The organism is Myroides sp. 1354 (assembly GCF_030324495.1).
Classification (GTDB): domain Bacteria; phylum Bacteroidota; class Bacteroidia; order Flavobacteriales; family Flavobacteriaceae; genus Flavobacterium.
In genome coordinates this window covers 86411-108617 of record NZ_JACAGN010000009.1, presented here as the reverse complement: position 1 = coordinate 108617, position 22207 = coordinate 86411, and the positions used below count along the sequence as shown (strand labels likewise).

General features: G+C 36.1%; 15 protein-coding genes. 7 read left to right on the top strand and 8 right to left on the bottom strand.

What is annotated here, in order from left to right; all coding sequences use genetic code 11:
- Positions 1-22 precede the first annotated feature (22 nt).
- Positions 23-367 (top strand): hypothetical protein, encoded by a 345-nt coding sequence (locus tag HX004_RS10970; RefSeq protein WP_286442539.1) that lies wholly within the window; start codon positions 23-25, stop codon positions 365-367.
- Between the two features lie 2 nt (positions 368-369).
- Entirely contained in the window at positions 370-1020 is a 651-nt protein-coding gene (locus tag HX004_RS10965; protein WP_286442537.1) for an alpha/beta hydrolase, read from the top strand.
- 416 nt (positions 1021-1436) lie between these two features.
- Here the strand turns inward: HX004_RS10965 and HX004_RS10960 are convergent, their stop codons facing one another.
- Entirely contained in the window at positions 1437-4277 is a 2841-nt protein-coding gene (locus HX004_RS10960; protein ID WP_286442536.1) for a T9SS type B sorting domain-containing protein, read from the bottom strand.
- Positions 4278-4483: 206 nt separating this feature from the next.
- Here HX004_RS10960 and HX004_RS10955 point away from each other — a divergent pair, with 206 nt between their 5' ends.
- The gene (locus tag HX004_RS10955; RefSeq protein WP_286442535.1) at positions 4484-4804 is read left to right on the top strand and encodes a hypothetical protein; all 321 of its coding nucleotides are present in this window, start codon (positions 4484-4486) and stop codon (positions 4802-4804) included.
- Between the two features lie 18 nt (positions 4805-4822).
- Here HX004_RS10955 and HX004_RS10950 read toward each other — a convergent pair whose 3' ends face one another.
- Positions 4823-9418, bottom strand: a complete 4596-nt coding sequence (locus HX004_RS10950; protein ID WP_286442534.1) for a choice-of-anchor J domain-containing protein — start codon at positions 9416-9418, stop codon at positions 4823-4825.
- A gap of 356 nt (positions 9419-9774) precedes the next feature.
- On the opposite strand from HX004_RS10950, the gene HX004_RS10945 reads away from it, so the two are divergent.
- A complete protein-coding gene (locus tag HX004_RS10945; RefSeq protein ID WP_286442533.1) occupies positions 9775-11241 on the top strand; it encodes an amino acid permease in 1467 nt (488 codons plus the stop codon).
- Positions 11242-11453: 212 nt separating this feature from the next.
- On the opposite strand, the gene HX004_RS10940 is transcribed toward HX004_RS10945, so the two are convergent.
- The gene (locus HX004_RS10940) at positions 11454-12122 is read right to left on the bottom strand and encodes a MarR family winged helix-turn-helix transcriptional regulator (protein ID WP_286442532.1); all 669 of its coding nucleotides are present in this window, start codon (positions 12120-12122) and stop codon (positions 11454-11456) included.
- Between the two features lie 395 nt (positions 12123-12517).
- On the opposite strand from HX004_RS10940, the gene HX004_RS10935 reads away from it, so the two are divergent.
- Positions 12518-14713 carry a S9 family peptidase gene (locus HX004_RS10935; protein ID WP_286442530.1) on the top strand — a complete coding sequence of 732 codons (2196 nt, stop codon included), beginning with the start codon at positions 12518-12520 and terminating at the stop codon, positions 14711-14713.
- A gap of 153 nt (positions 14714-14866) precedes the next feature.
- Here HX004_RS10935 and HX004_RS10930 read toward each other — a convergent pair whose 3' ends face one another.
- Together HX004_RS10930 and HX004_RS10925 are read right to left on the bottom strand one after the other, a co-directional pair.
- Positions 14867-15400: an SMI1/KNR4 family protein gene (locus HX004_RS10930; protein ID WP_286442529.1), complete on the bottom strand. Its 534-nt coding sequence runs from the start codon at positions 15398-15400 to the stop codon at positions 14867-14869.
- A gap of 101 nt (positions 15401-15501) precedes the next feature.
- Positions 15502-17055, bottom strand: coding sequence for a helix-turn-helix domain-containing protein (locus HX004_RS10925; protein ID WP_286442528.1), 1554 nt, complete (start codon positions 17053-17055; stop codon positions 15502-15504).
- A 680-nt stretch (positions 17056-17735) separates the two neighbouring features.
- Here HX004_RS10925 and HX004_RS10920 point away from each other — a divergent pair.
- Positions 17736-18224: a hypothetical protein gene (locus HX004_RS10920; RefSeq protein ID WP_286442527.1), complete on the top strand. Its 489-nt coding sequence runs from the start codon at positions 17736-17738 to the stop codon at positions 18222-18224.
- 38 nt (positions 18225-18262) lie between these two features.
- Here HX004_RS10920 and HX004_RS10915 read toward each other — a convergent pair whose 3' ends face one another.
- Positions 18263-18649 (bottom strand): hypothetical protein, encoded by a 387-nt coding sequence (locus HX004_RS10915; protein ID WP_286442526.1) that lies wholly within the window; start codon positions 18647-18649, stop codon positions 18263-18265.
- A gap of 318 nt (positions 18650-18967) precedes the next feature.
- Here HX004_RS10915 and HX004_RS10910 point away from each other — a divergent pair, with 318 nt between their 5' ends.
- Positions 18968-19660 carry a TetR/AcrR family transcriptional regulator gene (locus tag HX004_RS10910; protein ID WP_286442525.1) on the top strand — a complete coding sequence of 231 codons (693 nt, stop codon included), beginning with the start codon at positions 18968-18970 and terminating at the stop codon, positions 19658-19660.
- A gap of 59 nt (positions 19661-19719) precedes the next feature.
- Here HX004_RS10910 and HX004_RS10905 read toward each other — a convergent pair whose 3' ends face one another.
- Together HX004_RS10905 and HX004_RS10900 are read right to left on the bottom strand one after the other, a co-directional pair.
- Complete coding sequence (locus HX004_RS10905) at positions 19720-20364, bottom strand: HdeD family acid-resistance protein (RefSeq protein ID WP_286442524.1); 645 nt, start codon at positions 20362-20364, stop codon at positions 19720-19722.
- 120 nt (positions 20365-20484) lie between these two features.
- The gene (locus tag HX004_RS10900; RefSeq protein ID WP_286442523.1) at positions 20485-22047 is read right to left on the bottom strand and encodes a phosphoethanolamine transferase; all 1563 of its coding nucleotides are present in this window, start codon (positions 22045-22047) and stop codon (positions 20485-20487) included.
- Positions 22048-22207: the final 160 nt, after the last annotated feature.

Sequence of the window (22207 nt, the reverse complement as noted above, 5' to 3'; positions counted from 1 at the left end):
AAACAATTTATATTCAAGTATTATGATTAAAACTTTTACGGCTAAAGAAATTGAAAGCGGAAAGAATATGGCCTTGGCATCCCACCTTACGATTTTAGGGTGTATGATTGTCATCTTTATGAATATTGAGCCTAAGAACAAATACGCTGGATTTTACATCAAACAGACCTTTGGTTTACACTTGATGTTTTATGTATTCGGGTATTTTGTATCTAATGTAGATTCTCTATTTGCAACTGTTCCCTTTTATGTTTGTTTTGTTGTTTTATGGTTCTATAGCTTTTTGGGATCCATTCAAGGAGAAGTACGTGTACTACCTGGTTTAGGTGGTTATTTTCAAAAATGGTTTGACAAATTATCTGCGTAAATATGGAAACATCATTATCAATCAATTACTTGATTCAAGAACCTAAAATAAAAAAAGATAAAAATCCTTTAATCCTCTTACTACATGGTTATGGAAGTAACGAAGAAGATTTATTTTCTTTTGCCAGTGAGCTTCCAGAAGAGTATTATATTGTATCGGCTCAAGCGCCCTACCCTGTTCCGCCTTACGGTTATGCGTGGTACGCCATTCACTTTGACGCCGATGCCAATAAATTTTCAGATGACCAACAAGCCATTGAATCTCGCGAATTAATCGTAAAATTCATTGACGAATTGGTTCAAACCTACCCTATTGATGCAACAAACATCAACTTGGTTGGATTTAGTCAAGGAGCTATATTAAGCTACGCTATTGCGTTATCTTATCCTGAAAAAATCAATAAAGTAGTGGCTTTAAGCGGCTATTTTAATGCAAATATCATCAAAGCAGGTTTTGAACAAAACGATTTTAGTCAATTGCAATTATTTGCCTCTCATGGTACGGTGGATCAAGTCATCCCTGTAGATTGGGCTAGGAAAACATCACCCATCTTAGATGCCTTACAAATCAAACACCAATACAAAGAATACCCTGTCGGTCACGGCGTTCATCCCTTGAACTTTACTGACTTTAAGAATTTCTTGATTGGTTAATTGGTTATGAGTTATCGGTTATGAGTTATATCGATATTGTATCATACAATAAGGCCAATTGCCATTGGCCCCTACGTATCCTATCGTCCCTACAACATACAAAAAAAACCACTCCTATAAAGGAATGGTTTTTTTATTATTGAAAATCTTCTGTTAACTGTATAGTGTGAGCGCGGGATGCGACCCCTCCTATCGTCGGGGTGACATACGGAGTGGAATAACGAACTGGAATAACGGAATGGTTAATTGGTTAATTGGTTAATTGGTTAGGTTAGTTAATTTTTCTGATTTAAGGATGTGTCTTCTTTAATCGATTATCTGACAAAAAAGTAACTTGCAAAAAAGCACCCCCCCCTATAAAGGAATAATTTTTTTTATTATTGAAAATCTTCTGTTAACTGTTAACCGATAACCATTTAATAATTCAGCTGTACCCAGCCTGTTCGTTGTTTTCCGTGTGAAATTAAAATATAATAATACGTCGCAGCGGGTAGTTTATTACCAGACTTATCCTGCCCTTCCCATTGATTGGTATATCCTGGACCATGACTATATACCTCTACTCCATTGCGATTAAAAATCTGAATTTTAGCGATGCCATAATCGGATAAGTCAAAGGTATCATTAATTCCATCCCCATTGGGAGAAATTCCCTTTGGAATAGGGCAATCGTCAAATTGAATCTTAAAGCTACTTTCGTCCGAACAAAACACCTCTTTCCCTCCATTATGCGCATAAATATAGAGGGTTGTGGGTTCAAAGATGATTGTTCCTGCCTTCAATTCCATTCCTTTCCCTTGGGGTTCGGTGTGATAGGTATTTCCCGTTGACAGTTCAGGTAATACAAAATTCTGGCACAGGAGGCGTTGATCTGCAATTACATCGGCTGTAATAGATTCATATAACGTTAATTTAAATTCGCTCTGCCCCCAACAATTAAATTCATTTTCTTGATAAATATACAGTACTGAATCTCCTTTAATTGCATAGCGTTCTCCCCCTTGATAGGATACACCCTGTCCTTGGGGTTGGTCATAATACATTTCCCCTTCTTTTAATTCAGGTAAAACATAACTTTCACAGGCTTCAATAGTGTTCAAGGTAGTTACCTCAATTGGTTTAGAGCGTATGGCTTGAAAAGTACTTACTTTTTCACATTTTGTTTTTCTGTTGATGACTTTGACATATATTTTTTCCTTACCGCTTACGGCAATGACATCAGACATCGGGATGGTTAGTTCCTCATCCTTATAGTATTCAATATCAAAGTTTATATTGCTATTATTATGTGTATTTATAGCCTCTATAATTAACGTTTTCTTCGGTATCAAATCAATGTTCACTTTGCCTTGGGGATCATTTGCATGACCACAAACCTCAATATTCGTTAAAGTGGGAATTTCAAAATCTTCTCTGAGGAAGCTAATCGTTCGTTCCACAATAAAATCGTCCACTTCACAACCGCTGTAGATCGCTTTTGCTGTATAGATAACCTCCTCTGAGATAACCACATCAATGATGGGGGATTTAGAGAACGGTTCTCCATTTTTATACCATTGAAATTGCACGGTAGATTCTCCATCTGGTATAAAGCGCCAAGCCTCATTTCTTGTCGTCCACGGACCTGTATTACGTCCTGGAGGAACCTGAAATTGAGCTGTTGTTCTTCCTTGAATACCAATTAATCCATTTCCACTATTATGACTGAGATTTACAGGTCTATTTTTGACGTAAACGTCAATAATATTGGTTCCTTCATATAATATAATCTGAGAGGTTTGCGTACTTCCTTCAATGTCGTTGGGATTAAAAGGCACGTTAAACAAGCCCATATGGTACATATTCACCACCAACGCTCGACAAGGATAATTTCCCAACACTTGATAATTAAACGAATAATCTGGTGGCGATGTATTGGGATATAAATCTTGATACACCCCAAATACGGCGTCTACAAATGGACCAAAGGAATCTGTATTTTGAATAAAGGGAAGGGATTGTGAATATTGCCAAGCACTAAATGTATTAGGCCTATACATTCCTCCTGGGACTTCATTTTTAATACTAAAAGAAACCGCTCCATTGGTAGAAACCAGTGCTTTATTGAATTTTTTACCATAAAAGCAAAAATCAAACCCTAGGTTTATCACATTTGACCAGATATCATCTGCAGTCATGGAGATTCCACTTCCTCCTACAAAAGGAAAAGGAGGATCGTAGTCAATAGATTCTATTCTATACTTATCCGTCATTTTAATATCAACAACATCCATCTTCAATCTTCGCGTTATTGGTTCTGTTCCACACAGGTAATAGATATCCGTAGCAGAAGACTCTACCCCCTCTACTTCAATATCGAGGTCAGCACACATCGGAGGAGTAAAGAACGAATAAGCAACAGGCCCCACCCATTTGGTTGTCGTTATTCCATCTTCTCCTTGACAAACGGCACGTACATAGAATTTAAAATACTTTTCTTCTTCTACATTTTCTAGCAATAACATGGGGATGTCTTCCACTCGAATTCCCACTGTTGTAGCTGTGGGCTCAGGCTGACCTTGTTCTATGGTATAAACCTCCCAAACACGTTCATCACCTCGTGGCGTCCAAGATAAGCGTACTGTCGTTGTTCTACCAATAAATTCAGCTTGCGGATTCGCAGGACTAAAGCAACTTGTTCGAGGTCCAAAAGTCAATCGAATGTTTGGTCGTTGACTACTAGAAGCAAGATTTGAGGTTGGTGCATTGCTATCACTGCTTGCCGTAAAATGCATGGCTGCACTAGGCGAATGAGCAATTCTCAATCCATCAATACCATCTCCATTTCCACTTCCGCCAACATTAGCCTCTACTAAAACCAATAAGCTCTTTCCAGGTGTCAAAAACGGAAAAGATTCGTCAAATACAATGGGATTAAAACCTAAAACTGTAGGTGTAAAAGGCCCATCATACATTAAGGTAGCCCCTTGTATAAAGGTACTCCAGTTGGTCGCTGTGAGTGAGGTTGCGTCCACCTCTTTCAAATAAATTTTAATTGGTCTTGCTGGTCTTATTGTACCAATAGACCAAGCGATTTCGTTGATATATCCAGTTCGACCGATTTCCGCAGCGGTATAAAGTGCTGCGGACCGTTCAAACCCATACCAATTACTCAACGGCTGTCGGAAGGTCGCTGTTCCCGTTCCGATAGTTACTTCTTGTCCAAAAGCAACAAAAAAGTGGAGCAGGCATAAGAAAAGAATGGTAATTTTTTTCATCTGTATGTATTTCGGATTTTGGTTATTTCCCAAATATATACTAACAAAAATAAATTATTAACATAAAAATAACAGATTAAGTAAATTTAATTTCTCTTTAATCTGTTTTTAATTGATTTTTAATCTTATTCTAATCTGTGTCTTTTTCTTCTATAACTGTTCACTGTATGGTGTGAGCGCGAGATACACCCCCTCCTATCGTCGGAGTGACATACGAGCTGGAGCAACGGACTGGTTATGTCATAGACCAATTGCCTTTGATTTTTCCATTTATTGATATTTTATCATGTCATAAGACCAATTGCCATTGGTCCCTACGCATCTCATCGTCGCAACAACAACAACAACAACAACAACAACAAAAACAACAACAACAACAACAACAACAACAACAACAACAACCAACAACCAACAACGAACAACCAACAACGAACAACGAACAACCAACAACCAACAACGAACAAAAAAGCCAATCCTATTTTAAGGATTGGCTTTTTTATTTTAACTTATCTTCTGTCAACCGTTAACTGTTCACGGTTAACCCACTAGTAATTCAACTGTACCCAGCCCGTTTTTAATTTACCATGGGATACAATCACATAATAATAGGTACCAGCAGGTAATTTATTGCCTGATTTATCTTGTCCCATCCATTCCGTTTTATATCCTAAACCATGTGAATACACTTCCACTCCATTTCGGTTAAATACTTGAATTTTTGCGACTCCGTGTTCGGTTAAATCAAAACTATCATTGATACCATCACCATTTGGAGAGAATCCTTTTGGAATAGGACAATCTTCAAAATCGATAGTAAAGCTACTTTCATCATAACAGAATACTTCTTTATTGCCATTTCTCGTTACAATGTAAATGGTCATAGGAACGATGACTTCATAATCTTTAAAAAGTTCGATTCCTCCTTCATTTGCTTCTGTATAATATTTACTATCCTTAGGCAATTCTGGCAATGTGAATGTTTCACAAGCAAGCGTTTTACTTTCTAATACAGGAGCAACTACTTCCGGTAACACTTCGACATTAAAACTAGATTCGCCATAACACAGTTTTTCATCTTCGTGGTAGACATAAAGTGTATTTTTACCCACCACATTATAGATATCTCCTGCATTATATCGAGTTCCAGCACCATAAGGTTCCGTATAGTATGCCTCTCCTTCCGCTAAAGCAGGTAGAGACACTTCTTTACAAACGAAAATATCTTTGATTTTCGTTGCCCCTAATTGGCTATTCACTCCCAAGTTAAAGCTTACAATCTTCGAACATTCGGTAATCTTATTCGTAACCTTCATAAAGATAACATCGGTAAGAGGAGTTAGGGTTTCATACATTACCTCTAGCTTATTCACATCATTTTCAGCATCTGCCTGTGATTTGTAATAATCAATCGTCACATCCTCTACGTCAAAATCTTTAATGATATTGGCAATATTCTCATCCAAGTTGTAGTAATACGTACTACCTGGTTTTTTCGCACAATCATATAGGGTTTTAGGTGCATTGAGAATCATGGGTTCTTTTAAGAAGTTAAAACTCTTTTCGATAACCATCTCATCTCCATTACAGTGTTCATACTTAATTCTACCCGTATACGTTGTCGATTCTGTAATCGTTACCGTAATATCTGTATCTGTAGTAAGTACTTCGCCATCTTTCAACCATTCAAAACTCGCGATTGACTCACCATTTGGTGTAAAACGCCACGCTTCATTTTGTGCTGTCCAATCACCTGTATTTCTATCTGCTGGAAAGTGAGCTAAAGTACCGTCTTGGTTTTGCATCCCTATTAAACCATTACCGTCATTCCAGTCCTCACATGGTATTCTATTTTTCACATACACCTCTACAATATTGGTTCCTTCATACAATACAACCTGAGTAGTTGCAGTACTTCCTTCAATATCATCTTCATCATATCCACAATTAAACATACCCATTTGATAAATATTAAACACTAAGGCACGACATGGATATGAACCCAGAATCTGATAATTTACTGAATAATTATCTGGTGATTCTTCAGGATTAGTATCTTGTAAAACACCAAATATTGCATTGGCAAACGGAGGATCTCCAAAATCTCCTACAAAAGGAATAGGATCATTAAATGCCCATCCACCTCGAGAACCTGGTTCATATAAACCTCCTGGAACAACTCCCTCAATACTAAATGTAATTGCCCCATTGGCGGAAATTAAGACTTTGTTGTAACTATTACCATAAAAACAAAAATCGAATCCTAAATCAATGATGTTCGACCAATCGTCATCCATAGTCAAATTTACAGCATCTCCTCCGAAAAATGGGAATGGTGGCGCATAGTCAATCGCTTCAACTGCATAATCCGTTGTTGCTTTGATATCGTAATAATTCGCTTTTAAATCTAATGTATACGGATCATCGGAACAGATGATATAATCGCCATCCACCGAAATATTTAATTCAATATCATCTAAGGTAATCCCAGCACATCCAGGAGGGTGGAAAATAGAGTAATCTTTGGGGCCTGTCCACCATCCTTTTTCGGTATCTGAACAAATTGGGCGTACAAATACTTTAAAGAAAGTTTCTTCTGGTACATTCTCTACGATATAAGAAGGGTCTCCCTCTACAATAATTCCCGTATCCGATTCCGTTGGATATGGCTCTCCATTTTCAATAATAAAAACTTCCCATTTGGTTTGCCCTGGTCCTGGAGTCCAGGTAATTTCAAAATTACTAGTATTTTCAATTAACAGAGCATTCAGCTCCGTAACATCTTTACACGTATAGGGTTTCACTACGAGATTATCTACAGCCGCAGGTGGTTGTGTACCCGAGAAAGGATCTTGGATCCATTCAAAAACAAGACGCATATTTTGGCCTGCAAATGCCGTTGCATTGACAACATTTCGCTGAACTGTAAATTGATTAGTATTAGCAAAAAATACGGTTGGATCTAATTCAATTCGATTAGCCGCTGGGGTAATGGCAACATCTACTGTTGGTGTAAATGACGTTGGTACCATCCAAATCTTCATAAAATCACTTGGTTCATCATCCCATCTAGGGTTAAACTCACCCACTGCTCGCCATACAAAAGAAATATCGAGCTGCTGTGTATTGGCAGGTACGATAAAATCTTTAAACGCGTGAATCACAGTTTCTTCATCCACGGTATACCTATTCATAACCCCGTGGTTATTCGTTACATATAAAGAACGAGTTCCGTTTGCACTTACCGCATTTCCGGCTACCCACTGCTGAAAATCACTGTGATTGGTTTGAAAATACACATCTCCTTCAAAAGACTCATTGTAAGGTAGTGCCTGAGGGGTCATATTTGGAATATTAACCGCTATAGGCCCAATCCATTTACTTTTTGTCGTAGCATCACAAGAGGTTCTCATCCACACATAGTAAAAAGACCCCGTGGTAAGGTTGGTAAATGTATAAGTATTTCCTGTAGCGCTATGCGTAGGTGTATCCGTATCCAATGCTAATGGCAATGGATTTGTTTTAAGTATAAACTCGTAGGTATTCACATCGGTAACAGGTGTCCACCCCACAGTAAAACTAGTTGAAGTAACGGCATTTACTTCCAAGTTTTGCGGTCTGCTACAAAGCACATTTCTCAAATCGACATTGTCAATAGCTGCAGGAGGTTGTGTACCCCCGCTTCCGTCATTTCTCCATTCAAATACAAGGCGTATGTTTTCTCCTCGATAAGGCGTTCCATCAAAAAAGATTAGTTCACTCTGAAACGCATTATTCAAATAATAGTTGGATTGCCCTAGTTGAAGTACCCCTTCCGCATCTTCGTCAATTTCTTCATTGGCTACTATTATATAATCGACAGGTACAATCCACACTTTAAAATAGTCACTAGGCCAAAACTCACCCTCTCCCATACACATCCAATCAAACGTTAGTTGGAGTTCATTAACACCAGCATCAATTGTAAAATCTTTATAGGCATGAGCAACTGTTGATTCCCAATCCTCATCATCTGTTTCATAATGATGAGAAACTCCTTCATCATCGCTGATGTACATGGCGTGCGTTCCACCGTTATTTACAGCAGTTCCCACTACCCATTTATTCACTCTGTTTCCGAGAAACACAAAATTATTTGTTCCTTCAAAACCATCCGTAAAAGGCAGACTTACGGGAATGATTTGCGTGCTAAAGTTCACTGGTCCAACCCAATCAGAAAACTCATCCTCTGCACATTTAGCGCGAACATATACTTCGTATGCTGTATTGGCTGTAAGTTGAGTTGCACCATACGTAGCAGCTTGTACTTCTACACCTGTAGTGGGCTCACCCGTACCCGCCAATTGTACAGCTACTTCCCATTCATCCTCTTGATACCCTTCAGTCCAATTAATTTGTGCACTATTTACTGTGCGATTAGAAACCGTTATCCCCAAAGGAGTAGGACAAGGTGGAATATCCTCTATAATCACATTGTCTACATATAAACGCCAACCATCTAATCCTCCAGGAGGCACGTGCCAAGCAATATTCACATTTCCTGTAAAAGGTGCTCCATTTTCATCAACTAGATACACAATTTCTTCGCGATATTCTATATTATTATATTCGCGAAGTGGCACTAATTCGTGAACAAAACTAGCCGTTGCTGTTCCATTTGTTGACAATACAACTCTAAAATCATTGGGTTCATTCTGCGATTGTACGCGGTAGAAATAGCGCAATCTTTGATTTCCATTAAGCTGAATGGTTGGTGTAATTAACCAATCATCATTATCTCCTCCATTGTAATCAGTATACAACATCGCTACTTGATCTCCTATATAAGGATTGCTATCGTAGTTCAAATCCCATGTATTATCATTCTCGTTCCCATCCACAACCGTCCAACATTCTTTTGTTGGAGAATCTGAAGCAAAAGTTTCAACAAAAGGAAGTGTTGTGATAACATCACAAACGGGATCGTCAAAAAATAATGCTGCATCGCGATTCAACGTACTTTGATTCGGGTTAACACTCGTATCAAACCAATACACGCTCATATCCTCCATCCAAGTTTTCAGTTTGGGTGAGGCTAAAACAAATGCTGGTATTGTCAAAAGTGCAAGTATTACCACTTTGAGCAACTGTTTTCTTCTTACCATAAATCTTATTTTACTATTACTACTATGAACGCCTAAATTAAATAAAAATTTAGTTAAAAAAACATTTAGCTAATTATACAATCAAAAAATATTTCAAATAAAAAAATCAAATCAAGATTAATAACACAAAATAAAAGAGAATACCACAATTTTAAGCCACTTCATCTTTATATAAAATATTAATTTTTTAACATTTCAATTCAAGCGGTTTACCTGTCTTGAGCCAAGGAAGAAGGAACAACACAACTATAAAAAAGAAAGGTTACACTGTTATTTCCTATCTTTTTCGTATAATCTGCAGGAAAAATTCCCATACCACTTGATTAATAATTACATTTGTTAGAAATGAATCAACGATGACGGAACAAGACAACACTAATTCTGGCGTACAACGCAAACTCAAAGCTCGACACTTAACCATGATTGCCATAGGCGGTTGTATTGGAACGGGTTTATTCATGGCCAGTGGTGAAGCGATTCACCAAGCAGGACCTGGAGGAGCAGTATTAGCCTATGCCGCTATTGGCGTAATGGTTTATTTCTTGATGACGTCTCTTGGTGAAATGGCTACGTATTTACCTGTATCAGGATCATTTAGCACCTATGCTTCCCGATTTGTAGATCCTTCTTTGGGCTATGCTTTGGGTTGGAACTATTGGTTCAACTGGGTCATTACGGTAGCTGTAGACGTGTCCATCGCCGCTTTGGTTATCTCCTATTGGGAGCCGCTCAGCTTCTTACCTCCTTGGGCGTGGAGTTTACTTTTCTTTGGGATTATACTGGGATTAAACACCTTATCCGTTAAAGCCTATGGAGAATCAGAATATTGGTTTGCTTTTATTAAAGTGATTACCGTCATTGTCTTTTTAGGCGTAGGATTATTGACCATTTTTGGTATTCTAGGCGGAGAATACATTGGTTTTAAAAACTTTACGATTGGAGACGCTCCTTTTATTGGAGATGGATTTTCCGGTAAATTTCTTACTGTTTTAGGGGTTTTCTTAATTGCGGGGTTTTCTTTTCAGGGAACTGAACTTATTGGAATCACAGCAGGAGAATCTGAAAATCCTGAAAAGAACATTCCAAAAGCGATCAAACAAGTGTTTTGGCGCATCCTCATATTTTACATTCTCTCTATTTTTGTCATTGGTTTGATTATCCCCTATACTAGTCCGGAGCTTTTAGGTGCCGATATTACAGAAATTGCCAAATCACCTTTTACGCTTGTATTTGAAAAGGCTCATTGGGCATTTGCTGCAGCTTTGATGAATGCAGTAATTTTAACCTCTATTCTATCTGCAGGAAATTCGGGCATGTATGCTTCAACGCGTATGCTATATGCCATGGGGAAAGACGGCATGGCCCATCGTTCATTTGGTCGAACGAATCAACACGGTGTTCCTATTCTAGCCTTATTAGCCACTGCTTTGGTTGTTTTACTTATTTTCATCATACAATCTGTTACCCCTAAAGCCGTAGATTTTATCTTAGCTGCCTCAGGATTAACCGGATTTATTGCTTGGTTGGGAATAGCAATCAGTCACTACCGTTTTAGACGTGCCTATGTTGCTCAAGGGCACAATCCTAAACAATTGATATACCGCGCGAAACTCTTTCCGTTTGGCCCTATCTTCGCTTTTATTCTGTGCTTATGTGTGATTATTGGTCAAGATAGTAAAATGATTTTTGAAGGAATTGTCGATTGGCAGGGCATCTTCATTACCTATATGGGAATTCCCTTTTTCTTATTCTTCTACTTCTATCATAAATTGAAGTACAAAACAAAGGTGATTCCTTTAAAAGAGGTGGATTTGAAAAGATAGTTATGAGGTTTGTGCTTTGCTTTTTTGCAAGTTGCTTTTTTGTTAGATTATCGATTAAAGAAAGTATATCCCTAAATCAGAAAATTAACTGTTAGCTGTTAATTTTTAATGGATTAGGATGTTTAGGAAGGTTAGATAGTTTAACCGATTAACCAAATTTCAGATTAAAGAAAATATATTCTTCAATCAGAAAATTAACTGTGAACTGTTAACTAACTCTCCTTTTTACTGTGATTCAAAACAAGATGCAACAATTCAGTTTTACTTTTATTTTCTTTGAAGACCTCTTCGTGAAAGTCCATCAATTTAGTTAAAGAAAGGAGTAGCTGCTGTTTTTCACTGTGTCCTAATTTTCCATTAATCATTTGAGAAACCTGCTGAATTTCATTCATTTGATTCAACAGTTCGCGTTGTCCTACTGCTGTAATTTCAATAATTTTACTTCTCTTGTCTACCTCAGAATCGCTTTGGTCTACAAATTCCAGTTGAATTAGTCGATTGATAATCTGCATTCCCGTCGGTTTTTCTTGTGCAATGATACGAATCAACTCCATTTTTGTCATAGCGCCATACATCCACAAATTAAACAAGACCATCCAATTTTCTTGTGTCGCGATGGGAATATCTGCTAATAGCGATCGCCAATACATTTTACTGTAATTGGCTACTTTCACTAAGGCAATTGTAATATGTTGCTCTGTCGTTACAACGGTATCTCCCAATACTAAATCCTCGTTTATTATAGGATCCTCTTGTTTTTCTCGGATCCACTTTTTAAATCCATCAATAGTTTGGGCATATTTAGGCAATAACCCTCCCGCTGTATCCTTTTCAAATTCAAAAAGAAGATGCATAAATTCAATTAATAATTTGTGGTTCATCCTAACCTAAACGTTTAAATCATACAAAGCAACAACTGCATTGCCTTATCAAATATAGATATTTAAAAACATCGGTTTTTTTACTGTATTAGTATCAAACAAAACTCACTGCACCTATTTTAACCAATACATATTTCATTCCACAGCGAAATATCTACTGTTTTTCCTCAAACATTCGCAATTTGAGAATTCTTTGTTTTTGCAAAAAAACTAATCTTAGCCTCATTTAGAAGAAATACTTCTAAAAAAGCCATTATTTTGGGCTATTTTGAGGTTGCCACTTCTTCTTCTTTTGTTTTGCTTCGAAAAGATAGGTCATACAACTGCAACATCATATTGGTCACAAAAGAGAAAAACCCTACCTTAGTGCACGATAAAAATAATCACACAATAGCATGAAAAAAATACATTTACTTGCTCTAGCTATACTTTCGAGTAATTTTCTTTTTGCACAGCGCAATTTGACTATGCAAGAAGCTACTTTAGGGCAGTATACTTCTTTTGCTCCTCAAAAGCTTACACAACCTAGTTGGAAAGAATCCAATGCTTTAACGCATTTAAATACCCAACGAGATAGTATGTTTATTCGTACTTCATCGACTCAATGGCAATCTTCTTTTTTACTATCTGCGGCCGATTTGAACCAGGCGATTGAACAATCCATGGCAGAAGTTAAGTTTAAGGTTACTTCTTTTCCTTCCGATTTACAGTGGAAAAACGAAACCATACTCACCTTTTCAATAGTAGATACAGCGGGTAAATTCAGATGGTTATTACAGTACCACACACAAGATAAAAAAGTAGAAGTTATCCAAAAAGTACCCGCTCAAGGTCAAGACTATATTGTATCGAGAAACAGCGACTATGTTGCTTGGTTAAAGGACAACAACATCGTGATTAACGATAAAAAAGGACAACAACTGGAAGTAACTCAAGATACAGATGCAGCGATTGTCAATGGTAGTTCGAATACACACCGCAATGAGTTTGGAATCAACAAAGGAATGTGGTGGAGTCCAAAACAAGAACAATTATTGTACTACAGAAATGATCAGTCGCAAGTGACAGACTATCCTTTGGTGCAATGGAATCCGAGAGTGGCGGAGAATCAAAACATCAAATACCCCATGGCTGGCATGGCGAATGAGCGTGTTTCCTTGGTTGTATACGATGTATACACCCATGCAAAAGTTACCTTACAAACAGGAGAAGCAGATCAATTTTTGACGATGGTCACTTGGGATCCATCAGGAAATTATGTGTATGTAGGAGTTTTAAACCGCGAGCAAAATCACTTGAAATTAAACAAGTACAATGCTGCAACCGGGGCATTTGAAGCGACCTTATTCGAAGAGAAATCAACCACTTATACAGAGCCTTCACAGGGATTAATCTTCAATCCAGCGGATGGAAAATCCTTCCTTTACCTCTCTGAAAAAGGAGGATACCGTCAGCCGTATTTATATTCAACAGAAGGCAAGTTACTACAAGCTTTAGGACATGAATCTGTCATTGTAGAAGAGATTTTAGGCTTCGACAAAGAAGGTAAACATCTATATTACAAGGGAATCACCAATCAAGGTTTAGATAGACAGTTGTTTAAAGTAAACCTTAGAAAAGCAAAAACAGAATTGCTAACAACGCGTACAGGTACACATGAGGTGGTATTCAATCAAGATAAAACCTTATTCCTAGATACCTTTACTAGTATTGAAGTACCGAATCAGGTTGCTGTTGTACAAGCTTCAAATCAAAAAGAAACAACGTTATTTACAGCTAAAGATCCCTATCAAGGTGTAATTGATATGCCAAAAATGGAATTGATTACGTTAACTGCCGCAGATGGAAAAACACCTTTAAATGCGAGAGTAATCTACCCGACTAATTTTGATGCAACCCAAACATATCCTGTGATGGTATATGTATATGGAGGTCCACATGCTCAGCTTATCACCAATACTTGGTTGGGAGGTTCCTCTTTATTCTTCCAATACATGGCACAACAAGGTTATCTTGTTTTTACCGTTGACAACAGAGGAAGTTTCAACAGAGGAAGAGACTTTGAACATGTGATTCACCGTCAATTGGGGCAAAATGAAATGGCTGATCAAATGCAAGGTGTGAAATATTTACAATCACTTCCGTATGTAGATCAAGAAAAAATTGGGGTATATGGTTGGAGTTTTGGAGGTTTTATGACCACAACCTTATCTGTTACTCATCCTTCAATTTTTAAAGTTGGAGTGGCTGGTGGACCCGTAATGGATTGGAAAATGTACGAAATCATGTATGGCGAGCGCTATATGGATACACCAGAAGAAAATCCGCAAGGCTATGAACGCACAAGTTTATTAAACAAAGCGGCTCAGTTAGATAATAGATTGCTTATCATTCACGGGGCTCAAGATCCCGTTGTGGTACAACAACACTCTATGTTGTTCATTGAGGCATGTATCAAAGCTAATAAACAAGTCGATTATTTCTTATATCCAACGCATGAACACAATGTGCGTGGAATTGATCGCGTTCACTTGAATACTAAAATTGCACAGTATTTCTTTGATCATTTAGCGAAACCTCGAAGTAAATAGGCGTTAATTCAAGACAAAAATAGAGCGGGTAATCTTCGGATTATCCGCTTTTTCTATTAAAAAAAGAGCCTGTATACGAATATACAGGCCTGACAAACTAAAAAAACGCATCAATTCTTACTCCAGTGAATAAGTAATTTTTCTTTTTTATTTTTAACAGAGAAACAATTCCAAAGAATTGGTCTGAATTTCCACCATTTGACAATCTGTATACAACAAGTTAAAAATCAACTCTTCATCCATCCACAAAGGTGTTTTTCCAAGCTGTTCCAGCCGCTCCTCAATTAATTCTTCTAAGCTATCTACATCGGCATAACACAAGGCATTCAACCAAACAATATGACCTTTGCGTTTTCCTTTCGTGATTTCAGCATATTGATTGCCTACTTGATCTTGTGCAAAAACAAACAAATAATCTGATAGAATACAATCTTCATTTCGCTCTATGATATCCCATACTTCATTTATTCCATCTAACGTATACCATTGAATCCTGGTTGTTTCACCTTTAAACTCTCTTTTAGCAGCATAACAAATCTCTTCCCCTTTACCCTGCGTTTGAATCAACAACCATTTGCGCATTTCTTCTGAAAAGCCAAATCGATGTTGTAGCCTATTGATTTCTTGGTTTACAGTAATGGTAACACCAGAATCAACGAAAAATAAATGTTTGTGATATTGTTCCATTGTTTTTTTTTTGACTATTTAAATTTCATCAAAAAAAATGACACCTACTAGTGACAACCAATAAGATAACCTTTTGATAACCTCAACAAAACACAACCCTTTTACAAGTTAGAATTGGTTTTTTCTTGAATTTTTTCAATAAAAGCCGAAGGAGAAATTCCCTTAATTCGCTTAAAGGTTATGGTAAAACGACTGTGAGAAGCAAATCCACATAAATCAGCCAAATAGCTAATTTTGTATTTAAGTGTTTCTGGATTTTCTTGTAGCAACAAGACAATATAATCTATGCGCAACGTATTGATATAGCTGGAAAAGTCTTGTTGTTTGTGATGTTTAATAACATAAGATAAGTATCGGTGATTGACTCCAATCTGACTCGCAAGCTTACTCAAAGAGATTTCGTGTTTTAAAAACTCCTTTTTAACTTCGAAGGCTTGAATCCCTTTTAGAATCAGTTCTTCCGTTTCTTTTGAAATATAACCGTGATCTACAGCAGTATCCACAGGCTTAGAGATTACCTCTTGCTGAGTAACAGAATGTGAAGTCGATTGAATTTGTTGCGGATAAAGATTTTCTTGCTCCTTGAAATATTTTCTTCTACGGTAATAAAATAAAGAGATAAACAAAATTACCCCACTTCCAATAGATAAACTATATAATACATATTTTTTGTAAGCATTTTTGACCTCACCTTCTTTTTCATAATAAGATCCTACGAGAAAATCGGCAATTTTTGTTTGCACACTTAACTGTTGATCGACTAACTGGAGGTATTGTTCATTGTATAAGACGTACTGTTCATTGTTTCCAATTTTTTTAGCATAGTCAATCAAAGAAGAGAGTACTTGTTTTTTCAGCTCTACAAAATCGGCTTGTTCTCCTACTTCTTGAGCCCTAAGAAGAAGTGAAAAAGATGTTTCATAATCTTGGACAATTAAATGGGCCATACCTAAGCTATTGTATATAAAGCCTTTTAATGGACTTGCAGGAAAAGCCGATTGCTGAAGTTCTACCAGGGCCAATTGCAACACTTCAATCGCCTTTGTAGTATTTTCTAGGCGAATATAATTTTCACCAATCAATTGATCTGTACTTGCCAAATGAAAAAGGCGCAATTCGACATCTTCAATTTTTTCAAATTCTTTACGTCCTTCCGCCAAGCACTTAATTGCTTCATTATACAAAGCTGCATTCATATGATAATAAGCCTGCTCTTGCAATAAATTCCCCTTTAAAACACTTAACTCCAATGGGTTTTTAATCGAATTGCTCCAATATTTTGCTTTGATTAACGACATTTTACCTAAAGTTTCGATGCCATTTTCACGATATAAAGTCGATAGAGCCCCGTGAATACGCGCTTGTAGATTGGGATGTTTGTATTTTCCCGCTAAGCTATCTGCTTGTTTTAGAGTGGCAATAGCTCGATCGCGGTTGCCATATTGGCGCAACAAAGAAGCGCGTAACATATAAACTTCTATTTGTTCTTCACTCGTTAAAGAAGCCTTTTCAAGCTTTGATAGATGGGATAACGCAACTTGTGGAGTCGACGTCGACATCACCTTTGATAACTGCTGATACAAGCTATCAAAGGTGTTATTTTGAGCATGGCTAGCCGTGGTAACCAGAATACAAAATATTATTTTAAAGTTCATTAAAATTGCAATTTTTAAGCAATATAGCATAGGATATTGCTTCTATATAATAAATATTAGTTCTTCTAGGGGCTATCGTTACTTGAATGCAGGAAGGTAAACCTTCCTTAAAGGGGTGCACTAAATTGCAGCAACTCAAAAAAGCCTATGTCATAAACATAGGCTTACTATCAAACACAAATATAGTAATACAACAATCAAAAATGGGGACCTGAATTTATTTCAATGCAGATTTATTGTCTATCTAAATTTAGTGTTTTCAATTTAGTCTTAAATCTGTTATTTTATTTAAATAAAATAATTGTTTTATGTTTCTTTTACAAATATTTAACTAACATTCAACAAAATAAAGAAAAGCACTTTACGAATTGCGCAAAACAGCAAACAGCAAAGAATCTAAAACACTAAAAATCAAGAAAGTAAATTGAGTAAAAAAAATAAAAAAATTTTCATATTGTAAAGTTAAAACTACTATTATTCTCTAAATAAGGAAAACAAAATAAAGAGTTAAAAAAATAAACACTTCATTTTTTAACTTTTTAGCTCAACAAAGACTCTGTAAGGTACGAGACCTATCTTTGTCTCCTATGTCCCCTTTTGGTACCCTCTTTCGGTTTCAAATTCTAAGAAAGGAAGAAAAAAAAGACGTATATTTAAAAGAATAACAAAACTGTTCTGCTATGAAAACAACTGAATTATCTGCTCAGATCCAACTCTTTTTGGATTACAACGAGCCAATTGTGCTACAAGTGTATGCGATTATTGGCGATACCTTAGAACTCGTACCTCTCTTTCTCACCCGAGACGAGATTGCGCATTTAAGTCTTTTATACAGTGATCAACTTTCTAAAGTACTAAAGAAAAATCAACATCATTTAGAGGCTTCTAATGAATCAATAGAGGAAATTTTCTTTCATGGACAGGGGTTATTGAAAAGCAACAAACCTTTGCCCAATAGTGAACTTCCTTCCATCAAATATTTATTAATTGAATTGAAGAAAGAAGATCAAGAAGTACAGATGCTCAAAAAGATCACACACAAACAGCTCATTGAGGGAAGACATCAACAGTTCACGATTTCAGTACCCAAAATTAGACAACGCAATGTATTGGATTTAACCCCAAAAGTAAAGGCTATTTCCATAAACAATCACACCTATATTGCCTAATCTTCCTTAATCATTCAAGTATAAAGTCCCCACTATTTTTATTCACTTCTAGCATAAACCGTATAACTTTTAGCTCCTATAGTGAACAAGACTTCTAGTTTAGCGTGATTCAATCGAATAAAATTTGTTTCTATTGCATCGCGATTAATCATCGGCCCTCCATCTTCTTGTACCAATTCAATTTCGGCAAGGGTTGGAATATTATGTCTGAAATAGAAACTAACTTTATTTCCAATCTTCACCACTCTAATGCAACTTTTATGGCATTGAATTGTGACGTCGTCTTGTTCAAAAAGTACGACTCCACAGTATTTACCCACAAAAAAATCTGTTTTTGCAATATCTCGCTTCATGGTTCCAGTACAAAGCAATAAAAGTAAACCTATGCCCATTCCAAGAAATATTCTCCCTATTTTATCCTTCATTTTGAACTTAATTTTATTCTTTTATTTAGAATCAAATAGTGTACTACAATTCATTTTTTATACGTAATTTAACATTTTAATAGCAACATCTTGTTCAATTAAAAAGAAGTCAACAAACAGAATACACAAAATACAAGAGCTATCCTTTTATTAATGACTATATTTACTGTTTATTCGAGTTTAATACAAAAATCAATGTAAAAAAGGAATTGAATTATTTTTTTTACATTTGAAAAATTAAGCTATAAGCGAATTTCAAGTACGATTATAGCTTAATAGAATGGACGAATGTCGATTCTTCCCCTTAATTTATTGGATATGAAAAACAAAAAAGAAAAGATAACAAACACGGATCAGGGAATTGAGCCCGTAAAAGTTAGAAAAGTATCTTCTGGACCTATACGCGATAAAGCACGCACGATGAACAAAATGATAGCTGCTGTAGGTAAGGTATTACAAAAAAAGGGATATACTGGATTAACTGCGCCCAATATTGCTAAAACTGCGGGTGTGGATAAAAAATTGGTATGGACGTATTTTGGAGGTGTTGATCCTTTAGTTGAAGAATACATCAATCAGAAAGATTTCTTTAAAAGTACAGCTAAACCTGATATTGATTATCTTTTACAAGATCCTGATAAATTAACACAGAACCATATTAATCATCTTCTTCAAAATCAATTTGAGACCTTATTAACCAATCGAGCGCTTCAACGCATCATCCATTGGGAAGTAGGTGAAAGTAATGAAATATTGCGCAAGATTGCTGATAAACGCGAAGAGATAGGCGAGGAATTATTTTCAAAAACAATCCCGTATTTCGAACATTCCAGTGTAGATATTAGAGCGCGTTTAGCCTTAGTTATCAGTGGTATCTACTATTTAACACTACATGCTAAAAACAATGGAAGCAAGTTTTGTGGTATTGACATCAATACAGATGAGGGCAAACAACGTATCTCCGACGCTATTGAAGAATTAATTTTTGATGCTTACGACAAAGTAAAATAAAAAGAGGATCTATTCTAGAATAGATCCTCTTTTCATATCTTCTTTTTTACATGCTATGTTTATTCGTCTTTGTCCATTGCTTTTCGTACTTCTTCTTGAATAGCTTCCCATTTTTTTGTCAATTCATCGCTAATTTTAGCTCCTCTATTTTTCAATTTCTTCAATTTCATTCCATACAAGATACTGAATAGACCTAAAGTCATAATCGAAAAAGCTGTCCAATATACAATGGTAAAAGCTCCTGCTTCGAGATTCGTCATCATAAAGATGGCAAACAATAGACCTAAAATTCCGAAGAGCACCATGGAAGAGATTCCCTTTACTCCATAATTATTTAATTCTACCGCCATACTCAAGCTTCGCACAGAGCGAAATAATAACACACATCCTACATAGATTGGTAACACTTGTAAGGTTATGGCGGGTTTACTCAATAGGATTAAACCTAATACAACATCGACAATTCCAGAGAACAAAATCCATCCCCAGCCATCTAATTGTTTTCTATTACTCAAGGCGAAAGCGATTTCTGCAATTCCCGAAAAGAAGAAAAGCCAACTAAACAACAAGGCTAGAGATAAATAAGATGCAACAGGTGTCATCATAATAAATATTCCAGCAAGAATAAACACAACGCCTAAAATTACAGGAAGATACCAGTGTTTTACATTTTGTTTGATGCGATTTAAAATAATACTACTCATAAGTTTTCCTTTTCTTTTAAAGGTACAACTTTATTGTCTTTTGCAAAAACTTTTTTAAACATTCAAAATATCGGCATCAAAACACAATAATTCGTATTAATTTTACGTAAATATCCAATATTAATCTTGTTCTACCTCTTCGTATTTTACCACATTGAAAGAAGGAGACAGTGCTTTTAATTCCGTATTTGCCTCTTTGGGTTCAAGTCCTCTTACCCCAAGTAAATCACTAACAATGGTGTAAATATTTGTCGTAGAAATAGGTTGGGTTACTCTTCCATTCTTTTTATACTCCGCTGCTACCGCATCACTGTGCCAAATGACAAAAGGCACATCTAATCCTTTTTTTGTAAAACCGTGAACGAATTTATCTTTGCGTTCCGTTTGACCGTGATCTGCTACATACAATACCAAACTTTTCTGATGCTCTACCTTTTTAATAATTTCATCTACTACATAATCGGTATAGAGTATACTGTTGTAATACGCATTAATTAAAGGGCGTTCATCCACTTGAAAACGATCAAATGTTTCTGGATAGCGTTCGCTTACCTTCATATGACTCCCCTTTAAATGAATAAATACAAGGCGTTTCTTATGTGAATCTTGTAAAACTTGTTCTAACATAGGAAGTACCACTTCATCATACGATTTCTCTTTTGTATGTTCTCGATGTTTAGCATCTTTCGTTATAATGCTATAGAGGTTTTCGTAGATTCCAATTTCATCTTGATTGGACAACCAGTACGTTTCCCATTGTTTGGTACTATTGGCTAAACCAATAATATTATCGTTCAGCGCTTCTAATTTGAAATCTTTCTTTTCTACAGGGATTACCTTTGCTAACATAAAAGTTAAAGCTGTATTTGTAAAAGAGCTAGGTGCAACTGCCTGATCGTAAATCAACACATTAGGCAAGCGTTTCATGAGCAAAGGAGTGGTTTGAAGTGTACCTCCATAAACTTCCATTACATCTTTACGTACAGACTCCCCGAGCACGACAATAATTGTCTCCAAATCTGTATCTTCTACTGTAAAAGGAGGATATACTTTATGTTGTTTTTTGACCTCAGCCAACTCTTTAATAAAGCGGTTGGCTTCATAAAAAGAAGCGACATTATAAAGAGGTGTATTGGTCAACATATTATACTTTGCCATCCATCCCATGGATTCACCCGTTAAGGCTTTGTCTTTTTGATAAAAGTGATAAGATTTAAATCCGATGGGATAAATCAATAAAACAACAGCAAGTAGAAGGAGGTACTTCGTTTTGATTTTAAACTGAGCCACTCGATGGATTGCGTATAATAAAAAGGCATAATACAAGAGCATTAAGACAATAGTTGTCTTGAATGTCAGTAATGCTTCTACTGCTTCTGACTTATTAGTAGTTAAGAAATTATAGGCCAGGGTTACGTTAAATGATTCTTTATACAGGAGAAAGCTCATAATGGTCAATCCATTATTTAGGGTAAATAACGCTAACAACAGGGCACCAAAACCTTTGCCAATTTGAGGTATTCTCCAACAAGCTAAAACGATACAAAGCAAAACCACATTGTTTAGAAAGAGCCTAAACTCCAACATGGTATAATTGATAAAGTAAAAAATATTGGGCAAAAAAACCAATAGAAAGAATCCAATAGAAAGAACAATATCCTTCCTTTTTTTCGTCCACGCCATAAAGAAATTCAAAATAAATTAGAAGTAAAGTGATGTTTCTCAAGTTTCCTTAAAAAACAAATATTATTTTTTATTTTTTACGGAAAACTGGGTGCAAACTTATTTTAAAAAAAAGTATTTAACAATTTTTTATTAAAATTTATCTAATTCATTTTGAAAA